The organism is Pedobacter sp. BAL39 (assembly GCF_000170795.1).
Taxonomy (GTDB): Bacteria; Bacteroidota; Bacteroidia; order Sphingobacteriales; family Sphingobacteriaceae; genus Pedobacter.
Window position 1 is genome coordinate 48,034 of the sequence record NZ_ABCM01000019.1, and the last position, 24,793, is coordinate 72,826.

The 24,793-nt window shown below is 44.6% G+C and carries 21 protein-coding genes; 9 read left to right on the forward strand and 12 right to left on the reverse strand.

Annotated elements, in window-relative coordinates:
* Positions 1–40: 40 nt before the first annotated feature.
* Together PBAL39_RS19845 and PBAL39_RS19850 are read right to left on the reverse strand one after the other, a co-directional pair.
* Positions 41–436, reverse strand: a complete 396-nt coding sequence (locus PBAL39_RS19845) for a DUF2809 domain-containing protein (RefSeq protein ID WP_232282985.1) — start codon at positions 434–436, stop codon at positions 41–43.
* A gap of 134 nt (positions 437–570) precedes the next feature.
* Positions 571–1,689: a serine hydrolase gene (locus tag PBAL39_RS19850; RefSeq protein ID WP_008244907.1), complete on the reverse strand. Its 1,119-nt coding sequence runs from the start codon at positions 1,687–1,689 to the stop codon at positions 571–573.
* 104 nt (positions 1,690–1,793) lie between these two features.
* On the opposite strand from PBAL39_RS19850, the gene PBAL39_RS19855 reads away from it, so the two are divergent.
* The 5 genes from PBAL39_RS19855 to PBAL39_RS19875 all read left to right on the forward strand — a co-directional run bounded on the left by PBAL39_RS19855 (position 1,794) and on the right by PBAL39_RS19875 (position 6,665).
* Positions 1,794–2,435 (forward strand): hypothetical protein, encoded by a 642-nt coding sequence (locus PBAL39_RS19855; RefSeq protein WP_008244908.1) that lies wholly within the window; start codon positions 1,794–1,796, stop codon positions 2,433–2,435.
* Positions 2,436–2,720: 285 nt separating this feature from the next.
* Positions 2,721–3,959 (forward strand): hypothetical protein, encoded by a 1,239-nt coding sequence (locus PBAL39_RS19860; RefSeq protein ID WP_008244909.1) that lies wholly within the window; start codon positions 2,721–2,723, stop codon positions 3,957–3,959.
* 134 nt (positions 3,960–4,093) lie between these two features.
* Entirely contained in the window at positions 4,094–5,248 is a 1,155-nt protein-coding gene (locus PBAL39_RS19865) for a TlpA disulfide reductase family protein (protein ID WP_039867246.1), read from the forward strand.
* Between the two features lie 50 nt (positions 5,249–5,298).
* Positions 5,299–6,249 carry a GNAT family N-acetyltransferase gene (locus tag PBAL39_RS19870; RefSeq protein WP_008244912.1) on the forward strand — a complete coding sequence of 317 codons (951 nt, stop codon included), beginning with the start codon at positions 5,299–5,301 and terminating at the stop codon, positions 6,247–6,249.
* A gap of 164 nt (positions 6,250–6,413) precedes the next feature.
* Complete coding sequence (locus tag PBAL39_RS19875; RefSeq protein WP_008244924.1) at positions 6,414–6,665, forward strand: hypothetical protein; 252 nt, start codon at positions 6,414–6,416, stop codon at positions 6,663–6,665.
* A gap of 95 nt (positions 6,666–6,760) precedes the next feature.
* Here the strand turns inward: PBAL39_RS19875 and PBAL39_RS19880 are convergent, their stop codons facing one another.
* Entirely contained in the window at positions 6,761–7,651 is an 891-nt protein-coding gene (locus PBAL39_RS19880; protein WP_039867248.1) for an SDR family oxidoreductase, read from the reverse strand.
* Positions 7,652–7,734: 83 nt separating this feature from the next.
* Positions 7,735–8,313 carry a Crp/Fnr family transcriptional regulator gene (locus PBAL39_RS19885; RefSeq protein ID WP_008244926.1) on the reverse strand — a complete coding sequence of 193 codons (579 nt, stop codon included), beginning with the start codon at positions 8,311–8,313 and terminating at the stop codon, positions 7,735–7,737.
* Between the two features lie 154 nt (positions 8,314–8,467).
* Here PBAL39_RS19885 and PBAL39_RS19890 point away from each other — a divergent pair, with 154 nt between their 5' ends.
* A complete protein-coding gene (locus PBAL39_RS19890; protein ID WP_157274125.1) occupies positions 8,468–10,825 on the forward strand; it encodes a mechanosensitive ion channel family protein in 2,358 nt (785 codons plus the stop codon).
* A gap of 2 nt (positions 10,826–10,827) precedes the next feature.
* Here the strand turns inward: PBAL39_RS19890 and PBAL39_RS19895 are convergent, their stop codons facing one another.
* Genes PBAL39_RS19895 through PBAL39_RS19910 form a run of 4 tightly spaced genes read right to left on the reverse strand, consistent with a single transcriptional unit; the run spans position 10,828 to position 13,570 of the window.
* The gene (locus PBAL39_RS19895) at positions 10,828–11,391 is read right to left on the reverse strand and encodes an NADPH-dependent FMN reductase (protein ID WP_039867250.1); all 564 of its coding nucleotides are present in this window, start codon (positions 11,389–11,391) and stop codon (positions 10,828–10,830) included.
* 37 nt (positions 11,392–11,428) lie between these two features.
* The gene (locus tag PBAL39_RS19900; protein ID WP_008244929.1) at positions 11,429–11,926 is read right to left on the reverse strand and encodes a DUF2314 domain-containing protein; all 498 of its coding nucleotides are present in this window, start codon (positions 11,924–11,926) and stop codon (positions 11,429–11,431) included.
* Between the two features lie 50 nt (positions 11,927–11,976).
* Positions 11,977–12,561, reverse strand: coding sequence for a hypothetical protein (locus tag PBAL39_RS19905; protein WP_008244930.1), 585 nt, complete (start codon positions 12,559–12,561; stop codon positions 11,977–11,979).
* Between the two features lie 7 nt (positions 12,562–12,568).
* Positions 12,569–13,570, reverse strand: coding sequence for a hypothetical protein (locus PBAL39_RS19910; RefSeq protein ID WP_008244931.1), 1,002 nt, complete (start codon positions 13,568–13,570; stop codon positions 12,569–12,571).
* Positions 13,571–13,929: 359 nt separating this feature from the next.
* On the opposite strand from PBAL39_RS19910, the gene PBAL39_RS19915 reads away from it, so the two are divergent.
* Positions 13,930–14,553, forward strand: a complete 624-nt coding sequence (locus PBAL39_RS19915) for a hypothetical protein (RefSeq protein ID WP_008244934.1) — start codon at positions 13,930–13,932, stop codon at positions 14,551–14,553.
* Positions 14,554–14,636: 83 nt separating this feature from the next.
* Here PBAL39_RS19915 and PBAL39_RS19920 read toward each other — a convergent pair whose 3' ends face one another.
* Positions 14,637–15,206 (reverse strand): hypothetical protein, encoded by a 570-nt coding sequence (locus PBAL39_RS19920; protein ID WP_008244937.1) that lies wholly within the window; start codon positions 15,204–15,206, stop codon positions 14,637–14,639.
* 508 nt (positions 15,207–15,714) lie between these two features.
* Between PBAL39_RS19920 and PBAL39_RS19930 the strand changes: the two genes are divergently transcribed.
* Complete coding sequence (locus PBAL39_RS19930) at positions 15,715–16,503, forward strand: glucose 1-dehydrogenase (RefSeq protein WP_008244951.1); 789 nt, start codon at positions 15,715–15,717, stop codon at positions 16,501–16,503.
* A gap of 69 nt (positions 16,504–16,572) precedes the next feature.
* Here the strand turns inward: PBAL39_RS19930 and PBAL39_RS19935 are convergent, their stop codons facing one another.
* The 3 genes from PBAL39_RS19935 to PBAL39_RS19945 form a co-directional block, all read right to left on the reverse strand.
* Positions 16,573–18,846 (reverse strand): GH92 family glycosyl hydrolase, encoded by a 2,274-nt coding sequence (locus PBAL39_RS19935; protein WP_157274126.1) that lies wholly within the window; start codon positions 18,844–18,846, stop codon positions 16,573–16,575.
* 159 nt (positions 18,847–19,005) lie between these two features.
* Positions 19,006–20,595 (reverse strand): SusD/RagB family nutrient-binding outer membrane lipoprotein, encoded by a 1,590-nt coding sequence (locus tag PBAL39_RS19940; protein WP_157274127.1) that lies wholly within the window; start codon positions 20,593–20,595, stop codon positions 19,006–19,008.
* 23 nt (positions 20,596–20,618) lie between these two features.
* On the reverse strand, positions 20,619–23,723 hold the full coding sequence (locus PBAL39_RS19945) for a SusC/RagA family TonB-linked outer membrane protein (protein ID WP_008244957.1): 3,105 nt from the start codon (positions 23,721–23,723) through the stop codon (positions 20,619–20,621).
* Between the two features lie 388 nt (positions 23,724–24,111).
* Between PBAL39_RS19945 and PBAL39_RS19950 the strand changes: the two genes are divergently transcribed.
* Positions 24,112–24,780: an RNA polymerase sigma-70 factor gene (locus tag PBAL39_RS19950; RefSeq protein WP_157274128.1), complete on the forward strand. Its 669-nt coding sequence runs from the start codon at positions 24,112–24,114 to the stop codon at positions 24,778–24,780.
* Positions 24,781–24,793: the final 13 nt, after the last annotated feature.

Sequence of the window (24,793 nt, forward strand, 5' to 3'; positions counted from 1 at the left end):
AGACGCTGATACCTTTTCGCTACTGCAATCAGCAGCAGGGTTATCCGCTCTTGTCAGGAATCAAAACGTAGGCAATCAGCAGCCCTAAGCTAACTCCAATGGTATAGGCAATCAAGTCCGTCCAGAGAAAGCCCCTTCCAAGCACTAACGCCCCGAGGGTGTTGGCCCTGATCTTATCGATCCAGGCTGCGTGATACAACTGGCTCAGCTCAACAAGGTAACACACCAGCAGAGCAACAAAGGCTACAAATTTTAGGCTGCTGCCCACAAAGAGGAATCTAATGATTAAAAACATCATTATCGCCCATAGTACATCGCCCGTGGCCAAAGGAACAAATGACATCTGCCTGGAAAGAAGTCCCAGGATAATTGTGAGCACAATGAGCAAACCATAATAAAGCCTCAACCTTGTCATCTTATATTCTCTAATTGCCAATAATAACAAAATTGAATGAGAACCCGGTTTTTGTCAGGCTCAATTCGGAAAGACGAACTAATCCCGCCGTTTCAATCTCCTATCCCTTCAGCTGCAACACTTGAAATATTAATAATTTACGGTAAGATTTTGGATCAATTTGCCGGCTCAATTCTGATTTTTAACATCAATGCCGCAATATCACCAACCACTTTTGTTGGTGAATTACAGTCACAATTACTCAATCCCACGACATAGATATCTTCTTCCGGAATATAAATTACCATAGTTTTGAAACCGAAAATGCTACCACCATGCTCCAGAGTTTTTACGTCATCGATCGCTCTGACGTGCCAGCCGTAACCATAGCCAAACTCCTGCCCATTGTTGAGCTTATGTTTACTGAATGCGCTTTCCTTTTCTTTTTCATTAAGCAAGAGGTTGTGGTTTATGGCATTTTGCCATTTCAACAGATCGTCAGTGGTCGACATCAGCGACCCTGACGAAAAAGGCACGCTGAAACTGATTGCAGTCTTATTCACGTATCCCGACGATTTCTTATGGTATCCATATGCTCTTTTGCTAATGACCTTTCGATCGCTGGCATAATATGACTGACCCATGCCAATCTTATCAAATATATGTTTTACAATAAAATCCTCGTACCGTTCACCGGATATCAACTCTATGAGGTAACCTAAAAGCACATAACCGGAATTATTATAGTCAAACTTTTCTCCGGGAAGAAAATCAACAGGCTCATTTTTGAAGAAATCGACCATCATTTTTGGTGTCATCTCCTTTTGTGCAATATCAGCCAGCGATTTCATTTTGGTAAAGTCCTTAATTCCGGAGGTATGGGTCAACAATTGATGTATCGTGATTTTCTGCCCCTTAGGATAGTCCGGGATATATTTGGAAACAGGATCATTGACGTCCAATTTGCCTTCTTGCTCCAACATCAATATCGCTACGGCCGTAAACTGTTTTGTCATTGATCCCAATTGGAATACATTTTCTGACGTCAGGGCAATACCTAGCTCCATGTTCGCCTTACCGAAAGCTTTTTTATAAATTGCTCTTCCCTGATGGGCGACCATAAATACACCACCCGGTCCACTGGCGTCGGCAAAATCACGAAGAATCAAAGTCTCAATTTGTTTGTCGAGGCTTTTAGCACCGACAGTAGATCTCTGAGCATGGACAGTGAATGGTAAATAAATGGCATAAGCTGTTAAAAATAAAAGCCTGCAGATCTTCTTCATTTTTGTCATTTCATATAGTTTGTGTTTAAGACGCAGCAGAAAATGATCGGGTTACATACTGGTTGCCACGTTGACTTAAATAAAATTAATACTTTTACGCTAAACCATCGCCTATGCTCAGGTCATCAGATCAGGAATATAAAATCACCCGACAAATTAAGTTGGGCAAGTTGGTGATGGATGAAAGGTTTATGCCTCTGGCAGACTGGATCAATAAAAAGTATCATGTTGAACTACTGAATGTGATCACCGATACCATCAATGACGGTACTACAAGGGTTCAGTTGATCTTTGAACACCAAAAAGCTGTCGACGTATTTTTATTAAAGAACCAACTGAGCCAGTCCTCCCGTAAAGAGAAGACGATAATAAAAAAATATAACGAGCTTTATCGGGATGACACTGAGGGTTCAATTTTTATATTGTTCTATGCTTTTGAGCCATTGGCAAGGGAAGAAGCGGTCGGAAATATCCCTGTAAAAACTAAAGATGCGTTTAAAGTGCGGTATAATGAGCTGCTCTGGGAGGTTGCAATCTTCGGGGAGCATGTGACATTTTTCTTCTTCAGCAACCAGGCGCTGAAAAAAGCTGAACTGGAAAAACAGACTATAGCTATAAAAGAAGCGTACTATGCTCTTTTAAAACCTTATGATACGTTTGACTATTTCTCATTTGAAAATTTCCATGCCATTTTTGATAGCAAGGAAAACTTTGACCGCAACTACGACAGTAATTGGAGATCGTATTATGGCTAGCCTCTTCTAATCTGATGTAGATCCCTGAAAAAACTACCCTTTGAGAAATTATTTGGAAGATGTATAGCTGATGCAGGACTATACCACTGTATCGCTATTTCAGATCGGGAACACTATACGACCGTTAATATAAATCCACGTTGAGTCCACCTTTAGTTCACGTTAAGAGCAGGTTTACCGGGAAAAACGTGGACTCAACCCTTATTTATAATCTATTTACTATTGATTTATTGACTTGAGTGTGTATATTTACCCCGGAGATTATACATCGTTAATATTAATCATATGGGAATTGTAAAAGGTAAAGTCATTACCGGAGCAGTAGGTCCGGTAACATTTAGCTCCTGGAGGGACATCCAGGTGGTTAAACAGCGCGTATTCGAGGTAAGGCAAAGCAATGCGACTAAAAATGTTTCTACCGTATTTGGTCTGGGCAGCAGGTTCAGCGCCATCCTTAGGAGACGGATGTATCCGATTCACTTTATTCATGACGGTGCCCTGGTCAACAGGATGAATAAGGCGATGACCGCAATCCTGCTCAAACACCGTGATAAAGTCACCGGGAACTTTGATTTTCCTGAAGACAGCTTCAAACCAATGAACGGATTTGAACTCAATGAATCCTCCCCTTTGAAAGAAAATCTACATGTAATGCCACAGGTTAACCTTAAGGATGGGAAGCTTACCGTAAACATCCCTGAATTCGACATCAAAAAGGCGCTAAAATTTCCTACCGAGGCTGATTCCTGCACCATCATTGTCTCCGTATACATTGCATCCCTGAAAACAAAAGACCACTGCCGCATGAACGCAGAGATGACCAAAACCTTCGCTGTGGATTGGAGCGACAAGACATCCACTGCAATGGAATGGTCCTATGATGTTCCTGAAGGCTGTTATTGCGTAACCAGCATGGCGCTGCATTTCCACAAACAATGGTCTAACCTCCAGGTATCCTTAAACAGTAAATCTTTCTGCCCGGCAATGATCTGCGACTTCAGCATTAATCCCGGAGTATTCAAAGATAAACCTAAAGATTGGTTGAAGACCTCTTTTGCATTTGTGGACGATGAATATCCCCTGATTAAAAAGAAGACCAAAACTAAAAACACGGTTGTAAACAAAAAAACTAAAGATAGCCCCGTAAAAGCGGAGAAAAAGAAATCGGCGAAGAAGAGCTCCAGGGAGGAAAAGGAGGATAAAACCGGGCTGGAACAGTTGCAATTGCAGCAACAGGAAAACGAGACACTGAAGTCAGAACTTCATGAACTGAAGGCCAGGATGGCCGCACTGGAGCAATTGCTCACAGCAAATACAGCCATACAAGAAAAGGAAAATCAGCATCAGAAAGAGGAAATTATTGCTGACAAAAAACCAATTGTATTGTCCGACAAAAAGCTGTCAGCAGCATCAGATCAGGAGCCGACATTCTGGAAAGACGCATTGAAAAAGGTACTCACTGGCAACCACAGCCCCTCCCTACTTGCTACACATCCAAAAACAAGAGGAAAACCGGCAGCATAACTGCCCCTTTCTGGCACCACTAACCATTTTCTGGATAAACCTGCGTTCTGTTGCTATTGGTTCGTCAAACAGGATTTGTTATTTTTAGGACACACAAGATTTTAGGACACACAGGTCAAATTTGTAAAATGCCTATGAAAAACTTTCTCTCACGTTCGCTAGGATGCTGTATTTTATTTTTATACCCCTTGCTCCTGTTCAGTCAGCAACGCAGCTATACCGTCAAAGGCAAAATTGACGCATTGAAAGATGGGGACAAGCTTTACCTGGTCTATCAGACCGGTGATCAGCAAATTACCGATTCCGCCTTAGTGAAACAGGCACAATTCATCTTCCATGGGCCATTGACAGATCCTGTTTATGCAAGTATATTTCTAAACCGCAATCCATATGTAAAGCGCATGGGACAAGGAGAGCTATTGGATTACCTCAAATTTTACCTTGAGCCATCAGCGATACAGATCAAGGCCCCTGATTCATTAAAACATGCACTTGTAACGGGGTCAAAAACTGATCAGCTGAACCGGCAGCTTCAAAGCAGACTTAAGCAGAATGACGAGCAGTTCAGTGCCCTTAATAAAGAGTACGAGGCACTTTCTACTGAAAAGAAAAATGATTCTGCCGTGTATAAAAGCTTCATCAGGCGGGAACAGCAGCTACAGGAGCACTCTTTTGAAATACATTTGGCCTTTGCCAATGAGCACCCAAATGACTACCTGAGTGTCATTAGCCTTTCACACATCGCTGCGCAGCCAACCATGACCCAACGTGCCGCAACAGCGTATGCCCGATTGTCGCCGGACTTAAAGCAGACTCCGATCGGTCAGGGTATTGTGGTTCAATTGGCGGCATTTGAAAATACACGTATTGGGAGTACTGCACCCAATTTTGCACAACTTAACCCACAGGGAAAAGAAATCAGGCTTGCTGATTTCAGAAAAAAATATCTGTTGCTCGACTTTTGGGCCAGTTGGTGTGGTCCCTGCCGGGAAGAGAACCCAAATGTACGAAAGGCGTATGATCGCTGGAAAGACAAAGGTTTCATGGTCCTTGGGGTATCCCTTGACGGGCCCGGACAAAAGGATGCATGGCTAAAGGCAATTGAAACTGATGGGCTGATGTGGCCACAGGTTGCAGACATGAAAGGTTGGGAAAATAGCGCGGCCAAAATATACGGGGTACGCAGTATCCCCACCAACTTCCTGATCAGCCCGGATGGAAAGATTATTGCTAAAAACCTGCGCGGAGAGGCCTTAACAGATGAATTAGAGAAAATTTTTGCCAGGTAACATCTAAATCCTATATTTGCATAACCAGTTATATAATTAGTTTATGTGTTATGGATTTATTTGAAAAGACAGGAAAGATGGCATTGGGAAGTCGCCTGCGACTTTTTACGGCAAGGATTACCGACGATGCAGCGCGAATTTATGAACAGTATCAAATTGATTTTACACCGAAGTGGTTTCCGGTATTCTTTGTCCTGGCAGCGGGTAAAGAAAAAACGATTACGGAAATTGCCGGTGAAATTGGTCACTCGCAACCTTCTGTAAGTAAGATTGTCAAAGAAATGATCGTTGCCGGTTTGCTGAAGGAAAATCAAAAATCCTCCGATAAACGTCGCAATGTGATTGCCCTATCCAAAAAAGGTAAATCCATTGCTGATCGGTTAAACCAACAATGTGCTGATGTGGATGCCGCCATTGAAGGCGTCATTGCAGAGGCCCGTCATAATCTATGGGAAGCGCTCGCAGAATGGGAATATTTGCTGGACCAGAAGCCACTATTGAAACGCGTTCAGGAGCAGCGCAAGCAAAGGGAAAGTAAAGAGGTACAAATTGTGGATTATACCGACGAGTATCAGCAAGCATTCAAGGCGCTCAATGAACAGTGGATCTCTACCTATTTTGAAATCGAAGAGACAGATAGAAAGGCATTGGACAATCCCAAATCATACATCCTCGACAAGGGTGGAAAAATCTTTGTGGCGCTTTACCAGGCTGAACCAGTCGGCGTCTGTTCTTTAATAAAAATGGAAGATTCAGACTACCAGTATGAAATGGCAAAGATGGCTGTCTCTCCTGAGGTTCAGGGCAAAAGTATCGGCTGGTTACTTGGCCTGGCTGTAGTAGATGCCGCAAAGCAGCTTGGTGCCTCAAAGTTATACCTGGAAAGCAATACCCTGCTGAAACCAGCCATCAATCTTTATCACAAACTGGGTTTCCAAAAAGTGGTTGGACGCTCCACCCCTTATGCCCGTTGCAATATCCAAATGGAATTGGTATTATGATCACCTGGTTTACTATGCCATGCAAAAGATTGATTAAGGATTTGCTGCAAGGAGGAATATCCTTAAATTTGCCGGCGACACATGAAGGTGACGTAATTGATATTGCATTACCTTCGGTTAAAGACTGTATTACCTTCGATTAAAGAATAAATTAATAAAACAGAATGGAAGAAAACGATTTTGTATCCATCTGGCTGGAAGAAAGTGGCAACCCGGCTATAGAGGAACTCACGCGTATAAATATGGAAGTTGTTGGCAATACGACAAAAGTTTTAGCAGATAAAGGTTTGACTGAAGATGACCTTTCTGTCCTTGTAGACATCAACCCTGAAGAGATCAAAAGATGGATGACGGGCAGACATGCTTTTAGCATCAATACCTTGAAGATGATCTCCGGCAAGCTCCATGAAAACTAAGACCTCATGATTTTATAAATTGGATTTACACCCGGGAGTTTAAAAAATGAACACTCCCGGGTGTAAATCCAGGGTCAGCGACTTACCATCTGACTTTAAAAATAAGTACCTTCCTGCAGGTCGCTGATCAACCCTTTTTCTACAGGGGTCCATCCCAGCTGTTCTTTTGTAAATTCGCTCGTTGCAGGACAATCCAGCCCGGCAAAATGACCAATCCATCCAAAGTGGACGCCGGCCTCTTCTGCTGTTTTCGAAACTACAGGCAGACGAAGCTTAGCTCCAATCACTTCAGCGATCTCTTTCATCGGTATGCCAGTGTCGGCAACACCATGATACTTTGCTCCTGCTTTTCCTTTCTCCAGCGCCAGTCTGAACAACCTTGCTGCATCCAGCCGGTGTACTGCGGGCCAGTGATTGCTACCGTCGCCGATGTATGCAGCCACCCCCTTCTCGCGGGCAATATTGATCAGTACTGGTACAAAACCATGGTCATCGTCGCCATGTACCGATGGTGGAAGGCGAACAATGGCGGCGCGGACACCTTTTTCCGCAAAGGAGAGCAATACTTCTTCCGACTTACCGCGGGGAATGGCGGCATTGTCGCTCGCCACTTCATCAGCTTCAGTGCCTACATTTCCGGGATTCAGCAAACCGATTCCTGACGTTACGATCAGTGGCTTTCCTGTACCTTCCAATACAGAGCCCATTGCAGCAATGGCAAGCCTGTCCGTTTCGCATGCGGCTACGTAATCCGTAAAGTCGTGTATAAAACCAGCATGAATTACCCCGTCTACAGACGCAGCAGCACTTTTCAGGCTGTCCAGATCATTTAAAGATCCTGCATGCACTTCCGCACCCGCCGCGATCAGCGCATTTGATGAGGCTTCGGAGCGGGCCAGCCCCAGTACCTGATGTCCAGCCTGTATAAGTTCTTTGACAATTGCGGAGCCGATAAAACCGGTGGCTCCAGTTAAAAATACGCGCATAATTTTGTGATTATAATGATGATTAAACCATACAAAATTGCTCAGGATTTCTTTGTAAAAAGAGGACATTTGTCCCATTTTAATCATCGCCCCAACTGCGCCCGCCTGATCCTTGTAATGGTCTTACGGGATACACCCAGATACGAGGCGACCATGTGCAGCGGTACACGCGCAAAAATTTCAGGGTGGCTCTTCACAAAAGCATCATACTTTTCTTCGGCGGTAGCGCTCAGCGACTGGAAAACACGTTCCCGGGTAATGCTCAGGTTTCTGGAAACCAACTGGTCCGAAAAGGTCTTCAGCTCAGGAATCCGTGCCAGCAGTTCATCAAAAGCATCTTTGGTCCACAAAATGACATCACATTCTTCCAGCGCATCAATGATATAATCAGAAGGAGTCTGGTTGTGGTAGCTGTCGGGCTCCAATGTCCACCAGTATCTTGAGGAAAACCAGATCAGGTGTTCAGTACCGTCTTCAGTGACGCGGTACCCACGCAACAATCCCCTGGCTACAAAAGCCTTGTGCCTGCAAATCTCACCCTGGTGCAGCAACACCTCATTTTTGCGAAGTGTTCGCTTAACTGCAGTGGATAACATCAACTGAATCTGCCCCTCGTTCAGCCGGGTATTTTTCTGAATATAAGCATGGAAGTCTGAAAACATAGCGGAGGTAAAAGTAAAGAAAATGTGCAACTAAATTACTTTAACTTACTTTAACCAAATCACATCGCAGATCACAATTCTATTTTCTATTTTTGGCAAGTCCTGAAAAGCATAGATCCCGATGCCGGACACACCTTAATCTCTGAACACATACATGATAAAGAAAAGTCTATTTTCAGCAACAATTCGCAATTTTGCCTGCGCTCTATTGTTATGCTGCTTTGCTATCAATACTTACGGCCAGAAAAACCAGCATTCTCAGGATCAGGACCTTTCCATCCTATCCGATTCTACGACGCTGACAAAGGGCGATTACCTTGCGCATCTAGAAAAGGTATTTGAGGCTGTCAATAAAGTTCCGGTAACGGTATCCTCATTTAAGAAACTGGATCCCATCACGGCACACCTGACACAGGATGAGGCTGCGCTCGCACTCCTTAAAAGCCGGCTGACTGCTGCAGAACGTACACCCAATCTGCAGAACCTTCAGATGGACGAAACCCTGCTTGAAGAACTACAGAGTAACAACAAAGATTGCCTGGCAGACCTGGACGAATATGAAAAACAGCTTAGGGAACTGAAAACTGAAATCCTCAACCTTCGTAAGGATACCGTGCTCATCAAAATGTTCACACTTCCTTCACTCCGCGTGATGTTTAAAGAGCAGTTTTCTGAGTTACAAAAGAAACATCTGGTAATGGATAGCTTACTGAAGGTCACTACCTTATCGATCAACAATCTGCAAGCAAGAACTTCTGCAAACCTCATCAATATCAAAGAGCTCATGTACCTTACCGACAAACAGCTGGAGGCGGTAAGCATCAAGGCTTTCGGAAAAGAACGTCGTTACCTCTGGGAATCCGTCAATGCAAAAGCAAACAGAAGCATCGGGTTCCGAAAATTCATCAATGGAGAACAGGAGATCTCCGGTTATTACTTTGTATATACCCGAAGCAGCCGCGTTTTGCTGCTTTTCACCTGCCTCACTTTTTTCCTTTGGGTGTTTTTCAATTTCAGGAGTATGAAACAAAGGGAACGCATGGAGACCATCAATGACTTCTCATTGGTTAATCCTCAACCCTACCTGATTACCTTCATGATGCTGTTTACCCTCGCCCCGATCTTTGACCTGCGTGCACCAGCACTTTACATTGAGTCCGTACAGGTCATTCTCGCCGTGCTCCTCACCGTATTTTTCCGTAAGAAGCTGGATTCCAGGTTATTTTTATACTGGTGCATCTTTGTAATCTTCCTTCTTGCACCGGTATTCCTGCGCTTGCTCGGCATGCCCCCAAGATACCAGCGCTGGCTATTGCTGGCCATGAGCCTAAGCTCCGCTACCTATGGCATCCTGGTATGGCGGATGCTGGATGAGAAATCAAAGCGCTATAAAATGGTGCTTGCCACAGGCTTCATCTATACTATATTTGCGATCATTGCGACACTATGCAATATCTTCGGAAGATTTACCCTCACCCAGATTTTCTATTCTACCGGGGTCAGCTCCTTCCTGAATGCCATCTCCTTGACCATCCTCGCTAAAGTACTGGTAGAAGCATTCCTCCTCCAGATGAAAAGTAGCAGGATCCGCAAGGGCTATCCGGAGTATTTCGACTGGCAGCCGGTTACTTCAGGCCTGAAGAAAATTACCGGCATCGGCGCAACGCTGATCTGGTTTGTCATCTTTACCACCAACCTCAATATCTTTAATGGATTGTATGAGTCTGTGATGGAGGTGCTTGCTGAGAAACGCGTCATTGGAAGTTTCTCTTTTACGCTTGGTGGCATCGTCCTCTTCCTTGGAATCATCTGGACGGCAAACTTTCTCCAGAAGTATATCGCTTATTTCTTTGGTGATACAGGAGACGACAGTTTTGACGACAACAAGGGGGAACGCTCAAAACTGCTGGTCACACGCCTGGTGCTGCTCATCGGTGGATTTCTGATTGCCGTTGCCGCCTCCGGGCTTCCGATAGACAAAATTACGGTCATCCTTGGCGCACTAGGTGTCGGGATTGGTCTTGGTCTGCAGAACATTGTCAGCAACTTCGTTTCCGGGATCATCCTGATCTTCGACAAGACCATCCGTATTGGTGATGTTGTGGAGCTGAGCAGTAAAAAAGGAAGGGTAAAAGAAATCGGTGTACGTGCCAGCACCCTCCTGAGTGAGGAAGGTGCCGAGATTATCATTCCCAATGGATCCATATTGTCCAACAACATCATCAACTGGACACTCAGCAACAACCAGATGCGTGTAGACCTTACGCTGTCGATAGCGAAGCCCTTCAACTCCACTGAGGTCGTTGCCCTCATCAGGGAAATCATCGTGGAGAACAGCAACGTGTTCATCAGCAAGGAACCTGTGATCATGATCAGCCCTGTGACCAAGCTCAACAGCAACATCAACATCTACTTCTGGTGTAATGACATCTCAAAGGCTGACCTCACCAAGAGCATGATCAACGCACAGATCTTTGATGTTTTTGAAGAAAAGGGAATTGAGCTGATTTAGCGCTATTCCCCTGCGCTCATTTTTTCTTTCGCCTGAATGCACCAGATCAGCTCTGAAACAAACTTCTGCGCACGTTTGTCCGTCGCTTCTTTGTCGGCAGGACGACCAGTTTCATCGTATTGGTTCTGCACCTGCGGTACAGGGAACATTGCAGGTACTACCCAGGCACCGATCTTCCAAAGTGAAAAAACCAGGGAGGTGGTCACCTGTGCACCACCGAAAGGGCCCGCCGAAGCGGTAGCCAATGCAATTGGTTTACGCTGCCATTCTTTATACAACAGGTCAATGGCATTTTTCAGGCTTGCAGGATATCCCCCATTGTATTCGGGCGTAACCAGGATGACCCCATCCGCATTGTTGATCTTCTGCTGATAGTCCAGCATTTGTTCCGTAGGATGTTCAATGTATTGTAAACGCTCATCAAACACCGGAAACTGGTAAGCAGCGAGGTCAACAATCTCTACGGTTGCCAGATTGCGTTCTGCAATAAATTGCTGAAAATACAGAGAAAGCCTGTGACTGTTACGTCCCTGACGGACGCTGGTTGAAAGGATAATGATATGCATACGTAAAGATAAAGAAATCAGCTGATCCTTCAACCGCTTAATCTTCGATGATCAGACCGTTTTCCTGATCAAATGTTTTCTTTTCCTGATCAGACATCTGATCCCTCAGCACACGTATTGTGTAACCACCACGTAGTTTACCGTCTTCAACATACATCCAGTCACTGATGTCCTCATCAGGAACAAGTACGGTGTCCCCCAACTTCACGGCAGTGGTGGACGTCGGACTATTTCCAATCACACCATTGTAATGCCCATTTTTTTTGACCACATCCGTAAGCCATATGTGTTCTCCACCATTGGATGTGTCAAACCTCACTTTCAGAGCGATTCCCGTAATTAGTGTATCCTTACTGTCCAGGACAGCATCAAATAGCGACAATGTTTCATTTGCTTTTTTTATGGCGCCATTCATCCGGGCATCTGTACCTTCAATCTGCAGAACATCAGGCTCTCCTGCCCGTTTGATTACCTTTTGATCCGGGTTGCAGGAAAACAGAAAGATACAGGATATAAATAAAAATAGGTTTTTCATGTGTCAATTGATTTAATGATGTTAAAATTGGTCGGCCGCGGCCAGCACGTTTAATTAAGTGATGGTTGATCATAGAGCAGCGGGTACTTCAGCGGAGAAACGCAGCAAACACTTTTTTCCAGGTTGCGATCGATGAACTCCAGCCATCCCAGCTTGTCGAATTCCTTTTCAAGGATCAGGCAGGACTGGAAATCAGCATCAGATACTTCAAACCTATTGCCGTCCCTGGTACCTGACATGGAAATATGTATAGACGAGGTGATGATCCAGATATGTACTTCCTGATTGAATATGGATACCCGCCCGGGCTGTTCCAGATCCTTAAATTCCCTAATCTCATTTTTGAAAGCCTTAAATTCCTCATAAGAATAAGACTTGCCGATCACGGGCTTTTGAAAGTCCTCCGGGAGCATATTCAGCACGACACCGATCTGATTCATCTTTTTCAACAGGTCCTCACGACCAGAGAAAGAAATAGCAGCTTTAAACTCGTCGCCGTCATTGGCATGTCCCCCCCAGGCCCTGATGAAATGAAAATAACGGAGTTGCTGTACCCAAGATCTCAATTCGCTTTCCGCATGTGTTTCGAAAAGCCAGCTGTCAGGTAGTTTTTCTATAGTTGAGCTGTTTTTCATGGGTTTATTAGTTAACAGTATTTTTTTTATAAAACTTGTAAATTTTCCGCTGTGCATAATAAAAAAGTGTATCCCGATCTGATGCAGGCACATTCAGCTGATCAAAATAGGTATCCGAATAATGATACAATGACGATTTAAACATTACTTCACTGGCTTTTAGTTTCATTTTAAAATAATACAGGTAGTCTTTGTCGAACATCCCCTGCACACCGCTGTAACCTTCATTCTGCTCATAGCGTCGTCTTCTCGATCCGTCGTAATCTGAAGACGAAGATGGTGTACCCATGTGCAGCAGGCTCTTTACTTTAATACCGAGCACGGCCTGGTCATACAAGGTAAAATTAGGATGGCTGATTTCAGGATCTCCACCAATACGAATCGACACTTCGGTGTTGAAATCGCTGTTTTTTTGATATGGAAAGTGCTTGGAAGCTTCAATGGCCAATCCATTTTTCACGACACAATAGTGGCCTTCCTGGTCTTCAAAAAAAATAACAGAAGCAAGGCCGTTTGCGTGGAATTTGAGAACGCGCAGTCCATCCTTTTTCATTTGATAATTTTCTTGATTTAATTCCACGGCGGGAAACAAGGTACGCTTTGATATATTGTAGATCTCACAAGCAGCGTAATCATTACGCTTGCCTGCTGTATCGGCCAAACCAATAAACAAAAGACCAGAAATATGATCAAATGCATAGATAGATCCGCTTGGGAGGCTCCGTTCATAAATCGATTGAAATGACCTGTTCTTCAAACTGAGGCCGAAACCTGCAGCATCCCTGTTGTACTCTAACAGGATGTATTTTGATTCCGGATTGTTCCGGTACGCAGATACATTCATGCTGTCAACCGCGATGTTCCCAAAATTGCCGGAGTCTGTGATTTTCGGAAAAAATGGCACCTCGGGCCGCCTGTCTTTACCAGGTAACTCATATCCTGCCTTATAAAATCCAGCGCAGATTAAAATCAGGAATGCGGACACGATGATGATTATTTTCTTTCTCATTGGGAAGTTTTCGCTTTTGTCATTTCATTAAATAGAAAGCTAAGATAATATATTACCCCAGGCTATCGCACAATTATCATTATCTGCCGGATAACAATTGCCATCGACCTCTTTTTTTCCAGTATCCGCGTTAATACGATCCGCATTTCCAGTATTGGTTTTTCAATATTGTTTTCCAGCATTGTTTTCCAGCATTGTTTTCCAGCACTGGTTTTTCCAGCATACCCGTTTCCAATGGTCCTGGCATTCCGCAAATACTGGGTCAGAGCCGGCAGTTAAAAGGCCAGTTGCCACACCTACAATTTTTAAAAAAATAAATGCTTGCACTGACGTAATTTGCTGTTACATTTAAGTCAACAATGAAAACATTAACCTATCTCCTTTTCTGCAGCGTCATTTATCTTCAGGCCTGCGGCAGCAATACAGAGCGCAGCAACCCAGTAGCAGATTCCATAACGGTCGACTCGCTGGATGCAATTGGTAGTAAAGGAGACACGAACCAGGTGACCATTCAGATGGAAGACCATGACATCCAGCCTCCTGCTTCGGAAGCAACTGGATCAGCAAATGCAGAAGAAATCCTTCTGCTGGAAAATCAATCGGCCAGGGAACAGCTGCTGAAAGCTATTGACGCATGGCATCTTGAACATGAAGGAACTACAAAATCTGCAACTGATGATTCCATTATTCCCCTTACCGCCGCATATCTGGAAGATTTCGTAGCAAATATTGAATTCTCACGCATCCATACTGCAGGTGGAGCATACCGGCATTATCATTTTGAAACCAGTCAGGCCGACAACTGCAGCGACTTCATCAGGCTGACCTACAATGCTGATGTCAATCAATACCAATTACAGTTGAGCAACGGTTATCATGTAAAAACAGATGATCAGGACGATTGTATGGAATCAGATCATGTCATCAGTTTTATCATTAAAGACAAACAATTCGTCATTACAAACGTAACTTATGCCGGATAAATTCCGAAAAAGACGGGCTGTTTACATGAAGATTTTATGGGATTTGAAGATGAACTGGCCTGATGCAGGCCAGTTTTAACTGATCAAAATGTTGTTTTCAGCTGATTGGCCTTGGCGATGATTTCCTTCGCAAGTACCTTTTCATTGAGGGTAGCGCTGTCATCATCATATCGCAAATACTTCCAGGTGTTTTTTGTATGGGCATCCTTGATGGCCAGCAGATAGTCACGTCCCTTGATGCGGATAGTCTTGTCATCTACCTTATCCACGGTCTTACCTGCTATCGGTGTTTTCAGCATCATCTCCATCATTGCAGGTTGGGTAAACTCCATGCGCATGCGCTGGTCGTAGGCCGCCAGGCAGATCTGGGCCGCTCCTACTTTTTCGATTTTACTCATCTTCAGGTTGAGCGGTGCCTCCTCATAAATGGTTTTCATTCCCATGCCGGTCATCATGCCCGTGGCCATGGCCGACATTTGCGCTTTCGGCATCAGCTCAAACAGGCGTGGATACGTCATGTCAAGTACTTCGTCAATTTTGTTCTGACTGGTTTTGAGTACAATGGCTTCAAAATCTTTTTTAATGGTCGTTTGGTCCTGGGCGAAAGCCGTCTGAGCTGCCGCCATCAGCAAAAGCAGTAATAGTTTTCTCATAGCGAGCATACAGTTAAATATAATGCCAGATTTATGGTAGCAGACTAACATTAATCCCAGAATAATGTTAATACCAAAATAATGTTAATACCAGACTAATGTTAAATGTCAGCCTCAAATGTGATGGATGATAAAACATCGTGCAGGATTTTAATAGGTACAAGATTTCTCCTGATCATCAACAATCAGGTTGAACATTTATGATGAAAAAAACATTGATCACACACAACCCGAGAAAATCCAGTTCATTTTGACAAAACGATCTGGGCAGATCGCTGTTAATCCTGTAAAGAAGATTTATGAATAATTTTTTCAGAGGGATTATCGCAGCCTGGGGCGCGAAAAAATTAGGCGGAGGCTGCCTGTCGACGATCGTGATATTTGTACTGATCTATATGATGCTTGGAAAATGTAATTCTGAGCCCAGGGCAGCGGTTGTTCAACCGGTTAAGTCATCCCACATCGGCACATCCAAATAACAATTTCAAGGTGAATAAAATACAGCAACATGACGAAACTTAATAAAACCATAGTGGTCACGGGCGCCAGTTCAGGCATCGGACAGGGCATTGCAGTTGCTTTTGGTCAGCTCGGGGCTAACGTCCTCATCAACTACCATAGCGACGAAGAGGGCGCAAAGGAAACGCTCAAGCAAATCAATGATGGTGGAGGAACGGGTATCATTCATCAGGCCAATGTAGGTATTGAAGAAGAGGTGATCAGTATGTTCGACCGCGCAAAAGAGGAATTTGGTGGATTTGACGTACTGATCAACAATGCGGGCATCCAACAAGACAATACATTTTCAAAGATGAGCCTTGAGGAGTGGACTACTGTTATTGATACTAACCTGACGGGACAATTTTTATGCGCCAGAGAAGCCATCAGGCATTTTGAAGGAAAGCCAGACACTGGAAAGGTAAAGGGGAATGTAATCTTCATGAGTTCTGTGCACGACATCATTCCATGGGCAGGACACATCAACTATGCCGCCTCGAAGGGAGGAATCCTAATGCTGATGAAGTCGCTGGCACTGGAAGTGGCACCACAAAAGATCAGAGTAAATGCGATTTCTCCCGGGGCTATTGCTACCGATATCAATGAAGAGGTCTGGAGTGATGAAACAAAGAAAAAGGAATTGCTCAAGCTGATCCCCTATCAGCGTATAGGTGAAGCGAAAGACGTAGCTAAAGCGGCAATCTGGCTGGCCTCCGATGATAGCGATTATGTGATTGGAACAACCATCTATGTGGATGGCGGGATGACCCTGTATCCGGGGTTTGTAGACAACGGCTAGGACCATCTATTTACAAAAAAAGGAGGACTGGTCAACAGTACCTCCTTTTTTAAACTTTAATGGATAAAGCTATTTTCCGGGAATAGAGATCGGTCGGCTTTCGGGAGCAATTCCCCATGTAGCTGAGGGCTTGTTACCCATCGTGATCTCAAGTTCGCCGCCGGCAACAATGTCCTGATGCCTGATGTACGAATAGGCATAGTCTTTACCGTTCAGGTTGATTTTCTGAATGTACTTATTTTCAGGGCTATTATTCAACACCTTAATGTGGAACTTTTTTGTCCCCATGCTGATGGTTGCCTCATTGATCAGGGGGCTACCAAAAACATACAGTCCATTTGCAGGATTTACAGGGTAAAAACCCAATGCAGAAAAGGCGTACCATGATGACATCTGTCCGAGGTCTTCATTTCCACACAGACCATCAGGCTTTACCGTATACAGTGAATCGGCAATATGGCGAACGAGGTCCGCTGTTTTCCAGGGCTGACCGGCGTAGGCATACAGGTAAGGAATGTGGTGATTGGGTTCATTGCCCTGCGCATATTGACCCACCAGTCCACTGATATCCGGAGAGCTGCCTTCAGCCATTTCAGAGCTCATGCTGAACAGCTCATCCAGTTTTTTGCTGAACGGCTGATCACCACCAAAAAGCTGGATCAGGCCTTCCGGATCCTGCGGTACAAGCCAGGTATATTGCCATGCGTTGCCTTCCGTATAATCATCTTCACGGTGTTTCGAGGCTATCGGATCAAAAGGTTCACGCCATTGGCCATTGGCCAGCTTGCCACGCATGAACTGGATCTTAGGATCGAAATACTGTTCATAGAGTTTTGCTCTTTTGCTGAAATACGCAGCGTCATCAGTTTTGTTCAGCGATTTTGCCATCTGGGCAATACACCAATCGTCAATTGCATACTCCAGCCCTTTCGCCACCGATTCAATAACGCTATCAGCTGGAATATAGGTCAGCTTCTGTGCATAATTGATACCATCTGTCTGCTGCATGGCCGAATGTTTCACGGCTTCATAAGCCAGGTTCACATCGAAGCCCCGGAATCCCTTCAGGTAAGCATCAACAATCACTGGCACAGCATGATAGCCGATCATGGTGTTCGTCTCGCTTCCCATCAGGTGCCATACCGGAAGTTTTCCCTGCTGCTGATAAATAGCAAGAAGTGTATTTACGATGTCGTTTACCTTGTCCTGGTGTAACATCGTATATAGCGGATGGTAGGCCCTATAGGTATCCCACAGGGAGAACGTGGTATAATTGCTGAACTTAGCATTTTTATAGACCTTTTTATCCGTACCACGATAATCGCCATTGGCATCGTTGAAGATCGAAGGCGCAATCATGGTATGGTAAAGTGCGGTATAGAAAATCGTACTTGTATTTTTATCCGCATCGATTTTTACCTTCGCCAGCTCTTTGTTCCATTTGTTATCCGCCTGCACAGTAACGGCATTGAAGTCCCAGCCAGGAAGTTCTGCCCTGATGTTGGCCAGTGCATTTTCGTAGCTTACCGGTGATAGTCCTACTTTGATTTTCAGCAGCTGCCCTTTGATACCCGCAAAGTTAAGCACTGCTTTCATGCGTACGGCTTTACCTTCCTTACCCTTCATGACAACAGTGCTGTCGTATAATGACATGCTGGAAAGGGGCTGCGACAGTTTAATGGCAAAGTACAGACGTTGGTCTACAGACCAGCCTGTAGACATTCGGTATCCGACAATGGTGCGGTCGTCAATCTGTTTCAGGTAAGTGTCTGTGGGTTTGTCCCATCCGATGCCCTCATTCAGGTCGACAATAACATGTGGTGTTTTTGCTCCTGCAGGGAAGCGGTACTGATGGAAGCCAACGCGCTCCGTTGCAGTAAGCTCTGCTTTAATCTGGTATTTATCGAGCAGTACGCCGTAATATCCAGGTTTGACCACCTCATTTTCATGAGAAAAAGTAGACAGGTATCCCCCATCCGGATCCTCTTTTGTGCCCTTCTTCAAAAGCAGTTTACCTGTTGCAGGCATGATGGAGATGTCGTTCAGGTCGCCTATTCCCGTGCCACTCAGGTGGGTATGCGTAAATCCGACGATGGTGTTGCTGGAATAGTGGTAACCACTGCACCAGTCCCATCCTTCAAAAATATTTGTCGGTCCTAATTGCACCGCTCCAAAGGGCACATTGGCCCCTACAAAAACATGTCCGTGACCAGCAGAGCCGATCAGTGGATCGACGTACTGGGTTAGCGAACCTTGTTTTGAAGGAACAGTTTTTTGAGATCTTGCCGTTGTGCCTGTGGCTAAGGCAACAGCAATCGCAAGTCCGGTTATTACTTTATTCATATTCATTATTTTAAAGGAGACATCATTTACAAAACACCCGATTTTAAACGAGCTGTTGCTCCGGGTATTCATAAAAAAGGCGTTATCCTTGAGGGTTGCCCCATCAGGATAACGCCTGCTTACAAAATTAGAAATTCTATTTATTCAGCTTTGCTAATTTTAAAAGTTTGCCCTGTTTACATCCCACCATACACGAGTACCGCCATTGTCAGGACCGCCAAGTAGCTGGATTGCATTTTGCACTTCTTTGTTGTTGGTATTGTATTCACTTTGCGCATAAGGCAGTCGGCGGATTTGTACCTGCGTATCAATTGTTCCGGCACTTTTATTATTTACGACAGTAAACAACTTAGGATATCCCGTTCTTCTGAATTCTGACCATGCCTCCTGACCTTCAGGGAACACAGCAAGCCATTTCTGGGTCAGCACCTGCTCCAGCTTTTGCTCATTGGTACCACCAGCATTCCATTTTACCTTTACAGTAGATAGTGCAGGTGAGTTATTGGCGCTGTTTTTAGGATCCTGGTAAGCAGCTTGTGTACTCGTTTCGTCAGCTTTGTAATTACCGACGTTCACACCCCACTGCTGCATAGACACATCAATACCTTTCTCATAATTGGTTTGAGGATCACCGGCACCAGCCCAGCCCCTAAGTCCAGCTTCGGCTTTAAGGAACCAGCTTTCAGCGGCGCACATCAGTTGTTGCGCTTTCAGCTGTGTGAATGTATTGGAGGTGTTTAAAGTAGCATATGTCGCGTAATCGTCCTTTGCAGGGATGTTAATCCCGATGCGAATACCAATATACTGACCGGCGAAAGCTGCATCTGTAGCAGGTGAAGCGTATGCCGGAAGTCGTGGATCGTTAAATCCAGTCAGGTAGCTGGTCAGACTTGCATTCAGGCGGTTATCTGCCCAGTCTTTAGTAATCATATAAAGATCACTTGTACCATTGGTAACAGCAACAGCGGCATCATCAGCGGGGTCAGTCATCAGACCACCGGTATTTGCCATTGCCTTTTCACCCTGAAGCTGGGCGACTGAAGGTGCAACTTTTGACAAGCGCACAGCAAGGCGTAGACGCAATGAATTTGCAAACTTTATCCATTTTCTATAGTCACCATTAAAAAGTAAGTCTGCGCTTGCAAAAGGAGTCGCAGCCGGATTAGCGGCCACGTAGGTCTGTAAGGAATTAACAGCGGTATCCAGCTCCAGAAAAAATTGGTTATATACCTTTTCCTGACTATCGTACTCGGATGAAAGCAGCGACTGACCAAATTTGCTGTATGGGATGGGACCAAATTTATCAGTGATCCTGTGCATGGCCTCGACTTTAAGGATCAACGCTACCGCCCAAAAATCAGGGTTATTGGTTTTAGCTCCGGCAGCGGCCATTCTGCTGAGGGGGAACATCACGTAGGTATACATGTCTTTAAACCCATTTGAGTTCCAGCCGTCAACCATGCTATAGTTCAAGTTGTATTCCGTTCTGAAAGGCGTTGGAGACATCATATAACCTGCATAGGCATCTGCACTCAGGTTTTGTGCGGTCTGGTAATTGTGAAAGATATTGGACTGGATGGGCTTGAACAGCGAGATCACTTCCACATCTTTATTGGGAACCCCTGTAGGGTCTGTATTGTATTCTTCAAAATTCTTTGTACAGCCTGCGTTGAACATCAGGACTAATGCACATAGGGACAACATAATATACCGGCCCCGGGTGATGGTTTGTTTATATGAAGTGTTCATGGTTACTGATTTTAAATGGATCATTATAAGGTTACATTAAGGCTGAAACCAATGTTGCGTGTTGCTGGCTGGTTAAAGATATCTACACCAGACAAGCCGTTACCTGTAGACATGGTAACCTCAGGATCGTAAGGCGCTTTTTTGTAGAAGTAGAAAATATTTCTACCAGTTAGCGATAACCTCAGGTTTTTAACCACACTGTTTTTCACTGGAAATCCATATCCAAGCGCCGCTTCGCGCAGGCGTACCACGGTAGCACTGTAAATGTACTGCTCTGATACACCAGCTTTACCTCCGACAGAGCTATACCATACCTGAGGATCAACGCTGGTTACCGCATTGCCATTCACATCTACACCGTTGATGGTCACTCCACCCGCATTTCTCGCATCACCAGTAACCTTAGATACACCATATTCATCCATCAGCGCTTGTGTAGCCGACAACACCTGTCCTCCGAACTTACCATCAATCAGGAAGCTCAGGCTAAAGTTACCATAGTTAAAGTTGTTGCTCCATCCCATACTGAACTTAGGGTTCGCATTTCCAAGATATCTGAAACCTTCATTATCAATTTGAGGAGAACCATCTGCGTTTACGATGATGCGTCCCTGAGCGTCTTTCTTAGTGACCACACCATAGATATCGCCGAAAGAACCACCATTTACCAAACGGGACTCATAGTTGGTATTGCTGTTTGCGGTAAGTGTAGCGCGGTCAATACCGTTGGCACTACTTACGTCAATCACTTTGTTTTTATTTCTTGCAGCATTCAGGCCGGTAGTCCATTGGAATTTATCATTCTTGATGACATCATAACCCAATGTAACCTCGAAACCAGTATTCTGCACTTCGCCCCCATTGATGTAACCTTTAGTATATCCTGTAGAGGCAACCGGTACTATTTCAATGAACTGATTAGTGGTATTTGATTTATAATAAGTGAAAGCAAAATTCAGCTTGTTATCGAACATCCGCAGATCCAAACCACCTTCAAAAGTATTTGTCTTTTCAGGTTTCAAGGAAGGGAAAGGTGCTACAGGATTGAGTACAATTGAACCATTGTTAGGGTCCAGATAGTTGACCACATTGGTCACATATGGAGGTACAGTATTACCCACCTGTGCATAAGTACCTCTGATTTTCGCGTAGCTGATGACATCAGGAAGCTCAACCATTTGTTTCAGCAGGAACGATAAACCTACTGAAGGATAGAAATAAGATTGTGTAGGCGTAAAGGCCAGGTTCGAAGACCAGTCAGATCTACCTGTTACGGTCAGGAATGCCCAGTCTTTGTACGAAAGGTTGGCATTAGCGAAGATGGACTGCAGCTGGCTGTGGCGTGGCGCGAGTGTAGTCACATTGCTGACCGTACCTGCGATAAGTGTATTCTGCGCAGTGAAAAGGTTTGGAATGTTGAGACCAAGTCCGGAGCCAATGTTTGTTCCTACAGTTTTGTTGTCGGTGATACTTGTACCCAATACTCCATCAAGTTTGAAGTCTGCACTCAATGGAATGTTGAAGTTCAATAACGCATCCGCATATTTCTGCTCCATGGTCTGGTTGTTCAGAATATACTGACCATTAGGTCTTGAAAGTGTAGCTTGCGTACCGGAATATAACTTCTGGTCGTAGCTGTCAGTGATACGGTCCAATGTTCCCCTTACCTGGATGTTCAGGTATTTGTTGAAGTCGTATTTCACACTTCCGTTGACCAGCATCCTGTTACGTTTTGAGTTGTTCAGGTTCCTGTTGGTGATCCACCATGGGTTCTGTTGCAGATCCTGGTTGGCAATCCAATTCTGGCGCGCATATCCGACCTGATCAGCTAACTCATAGTTCTCTTTGTAAGGCGTAATGTCCAGTCCCCGTGGAAACAGGTAAAGACCTGTCAATGGATTGAAATAATAACCAAGTCCTGGAGAATTGTCAATATTCTGAGCGGTGTAATTTACACTACCATCAACGGTCAGTTTATTATCGAAGAATTTTGCTGTTTCGCGCAGGTTAAAGTTATGCCTGTCCAGTTTGTTTCCCGGCTGCACACCTCTTGCGTTGGTATTGGCATAAGAAAAGTACGTTTGTGCATTTTCTGTGCCGCCAGATAGGTTGATGGCATTCGTCAGGTTGGTTCCTGTCTGATAGAACTCATCGAGGTTGTCCTTGCTGCCGGTAGTGATTTTATCACCCCAGCTTTGAATAGAAGAAGAGGTGGTACGGCCGTAAGTATTTTGGAACTCCGGTTTAGATACGATTTGATCTGTAGTTAACGAAGAGTTGAAGTTTACCTGCATTTTGCCAGCTTTACCTCTTTTAGTAGTGATCAGGATGACACCATTTGCAGCCTGGCTACCATATAAGGCAGAAGCGGATGCACCTTTAAGCACACTCATGCTCTCGATATCGTCAGGATTCAGGTTGGAAATACCATCACCACCATCTACGTTTGTAGAGCCTCCGTAAGGACTGTTTGGTTGCTCTGCTTTGTTCGGGCTGTTGGAAATGGGTACCCCATCGATCACGTATAATGGCTGGTTATTTCCGGAGAAAGATCTGTTACCACGAAGGATGACCTTTGCCGAACCACCTACACCAGAAGCACTCGGACTGATGGTGATACCAGCGATCTTACCATTCAGGGAGTTCATCATGTTGTCGCTTTTCACACGTGTCAGCTCATCACCCCCCACCTGCTGTGTAGCGTAAGTAAGTGATTTTTCAGACCGTTTGATACCGAGGGCAGTAACCACTACTTCGCTCAGCTGCTGATCATCGGCGGCAAGGGTAACGTTAACAGTAGCGCTTGTACCCACGGTAACCTCCTGGGTTTTGTAACCGATATAGGTAAATACCAATACAGAACCAGGTTTGGCATTTAAGGAGAATTGTCCGGTACCATCTGTCTGCGTACCTGTTTTTGTTCCCTTGACGAGCACAGATACACCAATGAGGGTTTCGCCAGAGGCATCTTTGACCGTTCCTTTGATCACGTCCTGCTGCACAGGAAAAGCCGCGGCAGAAACAAGTACGGGATGGTTTGTATTAAACGTTTTAGCCATCACCGGAGTGGCGAAGGTACTGGCTGCGGCATAAAGCAGCAGACAGGTACATTGTAGTTGTTTTTTCATACAATTATGTTTACAATTGGTTTGTTCATACCCCCGAGCATTAGCACAAGCTGGCTGGGGCATATGTTGAAGAATCCCTTTTGTAAATAAATTGCCTACATGAAATTCATTTTTTTTTCATTTATCCTGAATCCGGCTTTTTCCCTGTGCTACAATCAGCTCTTCGCTAAACACCCAGGGCGTTAAAGCCTCCCCCTGATGCCATTCCGGGCGCTTTTAAAAGTTGAAGCTCATCAGTTTCATTTATATCGGTTTGTCATTATAATGATCCCTTTCAGTAGAAATGTGCTTAATTTTTTTTTCTATTTTTTAACTTCCAGATGAGATGGGTTTTCCGTTAATTCAGATTTTATGCTGTTATTTGTGCTGACTAATCAAATATTTAGTGGTGAAGCCCGATTTAACTGAACTATGGAAGCAATTCTGTGTCGACGACAATGTCAAGGCATTTGAGGGGTTTTACTATGCCATGTTCAATAAGCTGGTTAAGTTTTGCGTTTACTATACTGCGAATCAGGAAGCTGCCGAGGAGATTGTATCAGAGATTTTCGTGAAGTGCTGGAACAACAGGAAAAACCTGAGCAGCGTTGAGCGACCGGTGACCTATGTGTTTGTCGCGGTCAAAAATCAATCTTTAAAACACAATAAAAAACATGGTGCCGTTCATATGGTGGAGATCGACAGTGCCGAGGAGCATCATTTTGCAGACCTCTCCTCAGATCCCTCAACGATTGTGGAGCGCAAGGAGCTGCAGCAGCAGCTGGACCGTGCCATAGATACCCTGCCCATGCAGGCAAGGGTGGTGTTCCGGCTCATCAAAGAAGGAGGATTGAAATATAAGGAAGTGGCCGAACTGATGAACATCTCCCACAGGACGGTGCAGACCCATCTTTTCAGGTCTATTGCCAAGCTGAGGGAAGTATTGAAACCCCGGGGAGTTCCCCCTGCAAAAGATTCAAATCAGATGAGTGATAAACTGATGAACATCATTATGTTTACGGCTATTTTAAAGTTTATTTATATTTTTTACGAAACCTGTAGGCAATTTAAGCTGTAAATGGGATCTAACT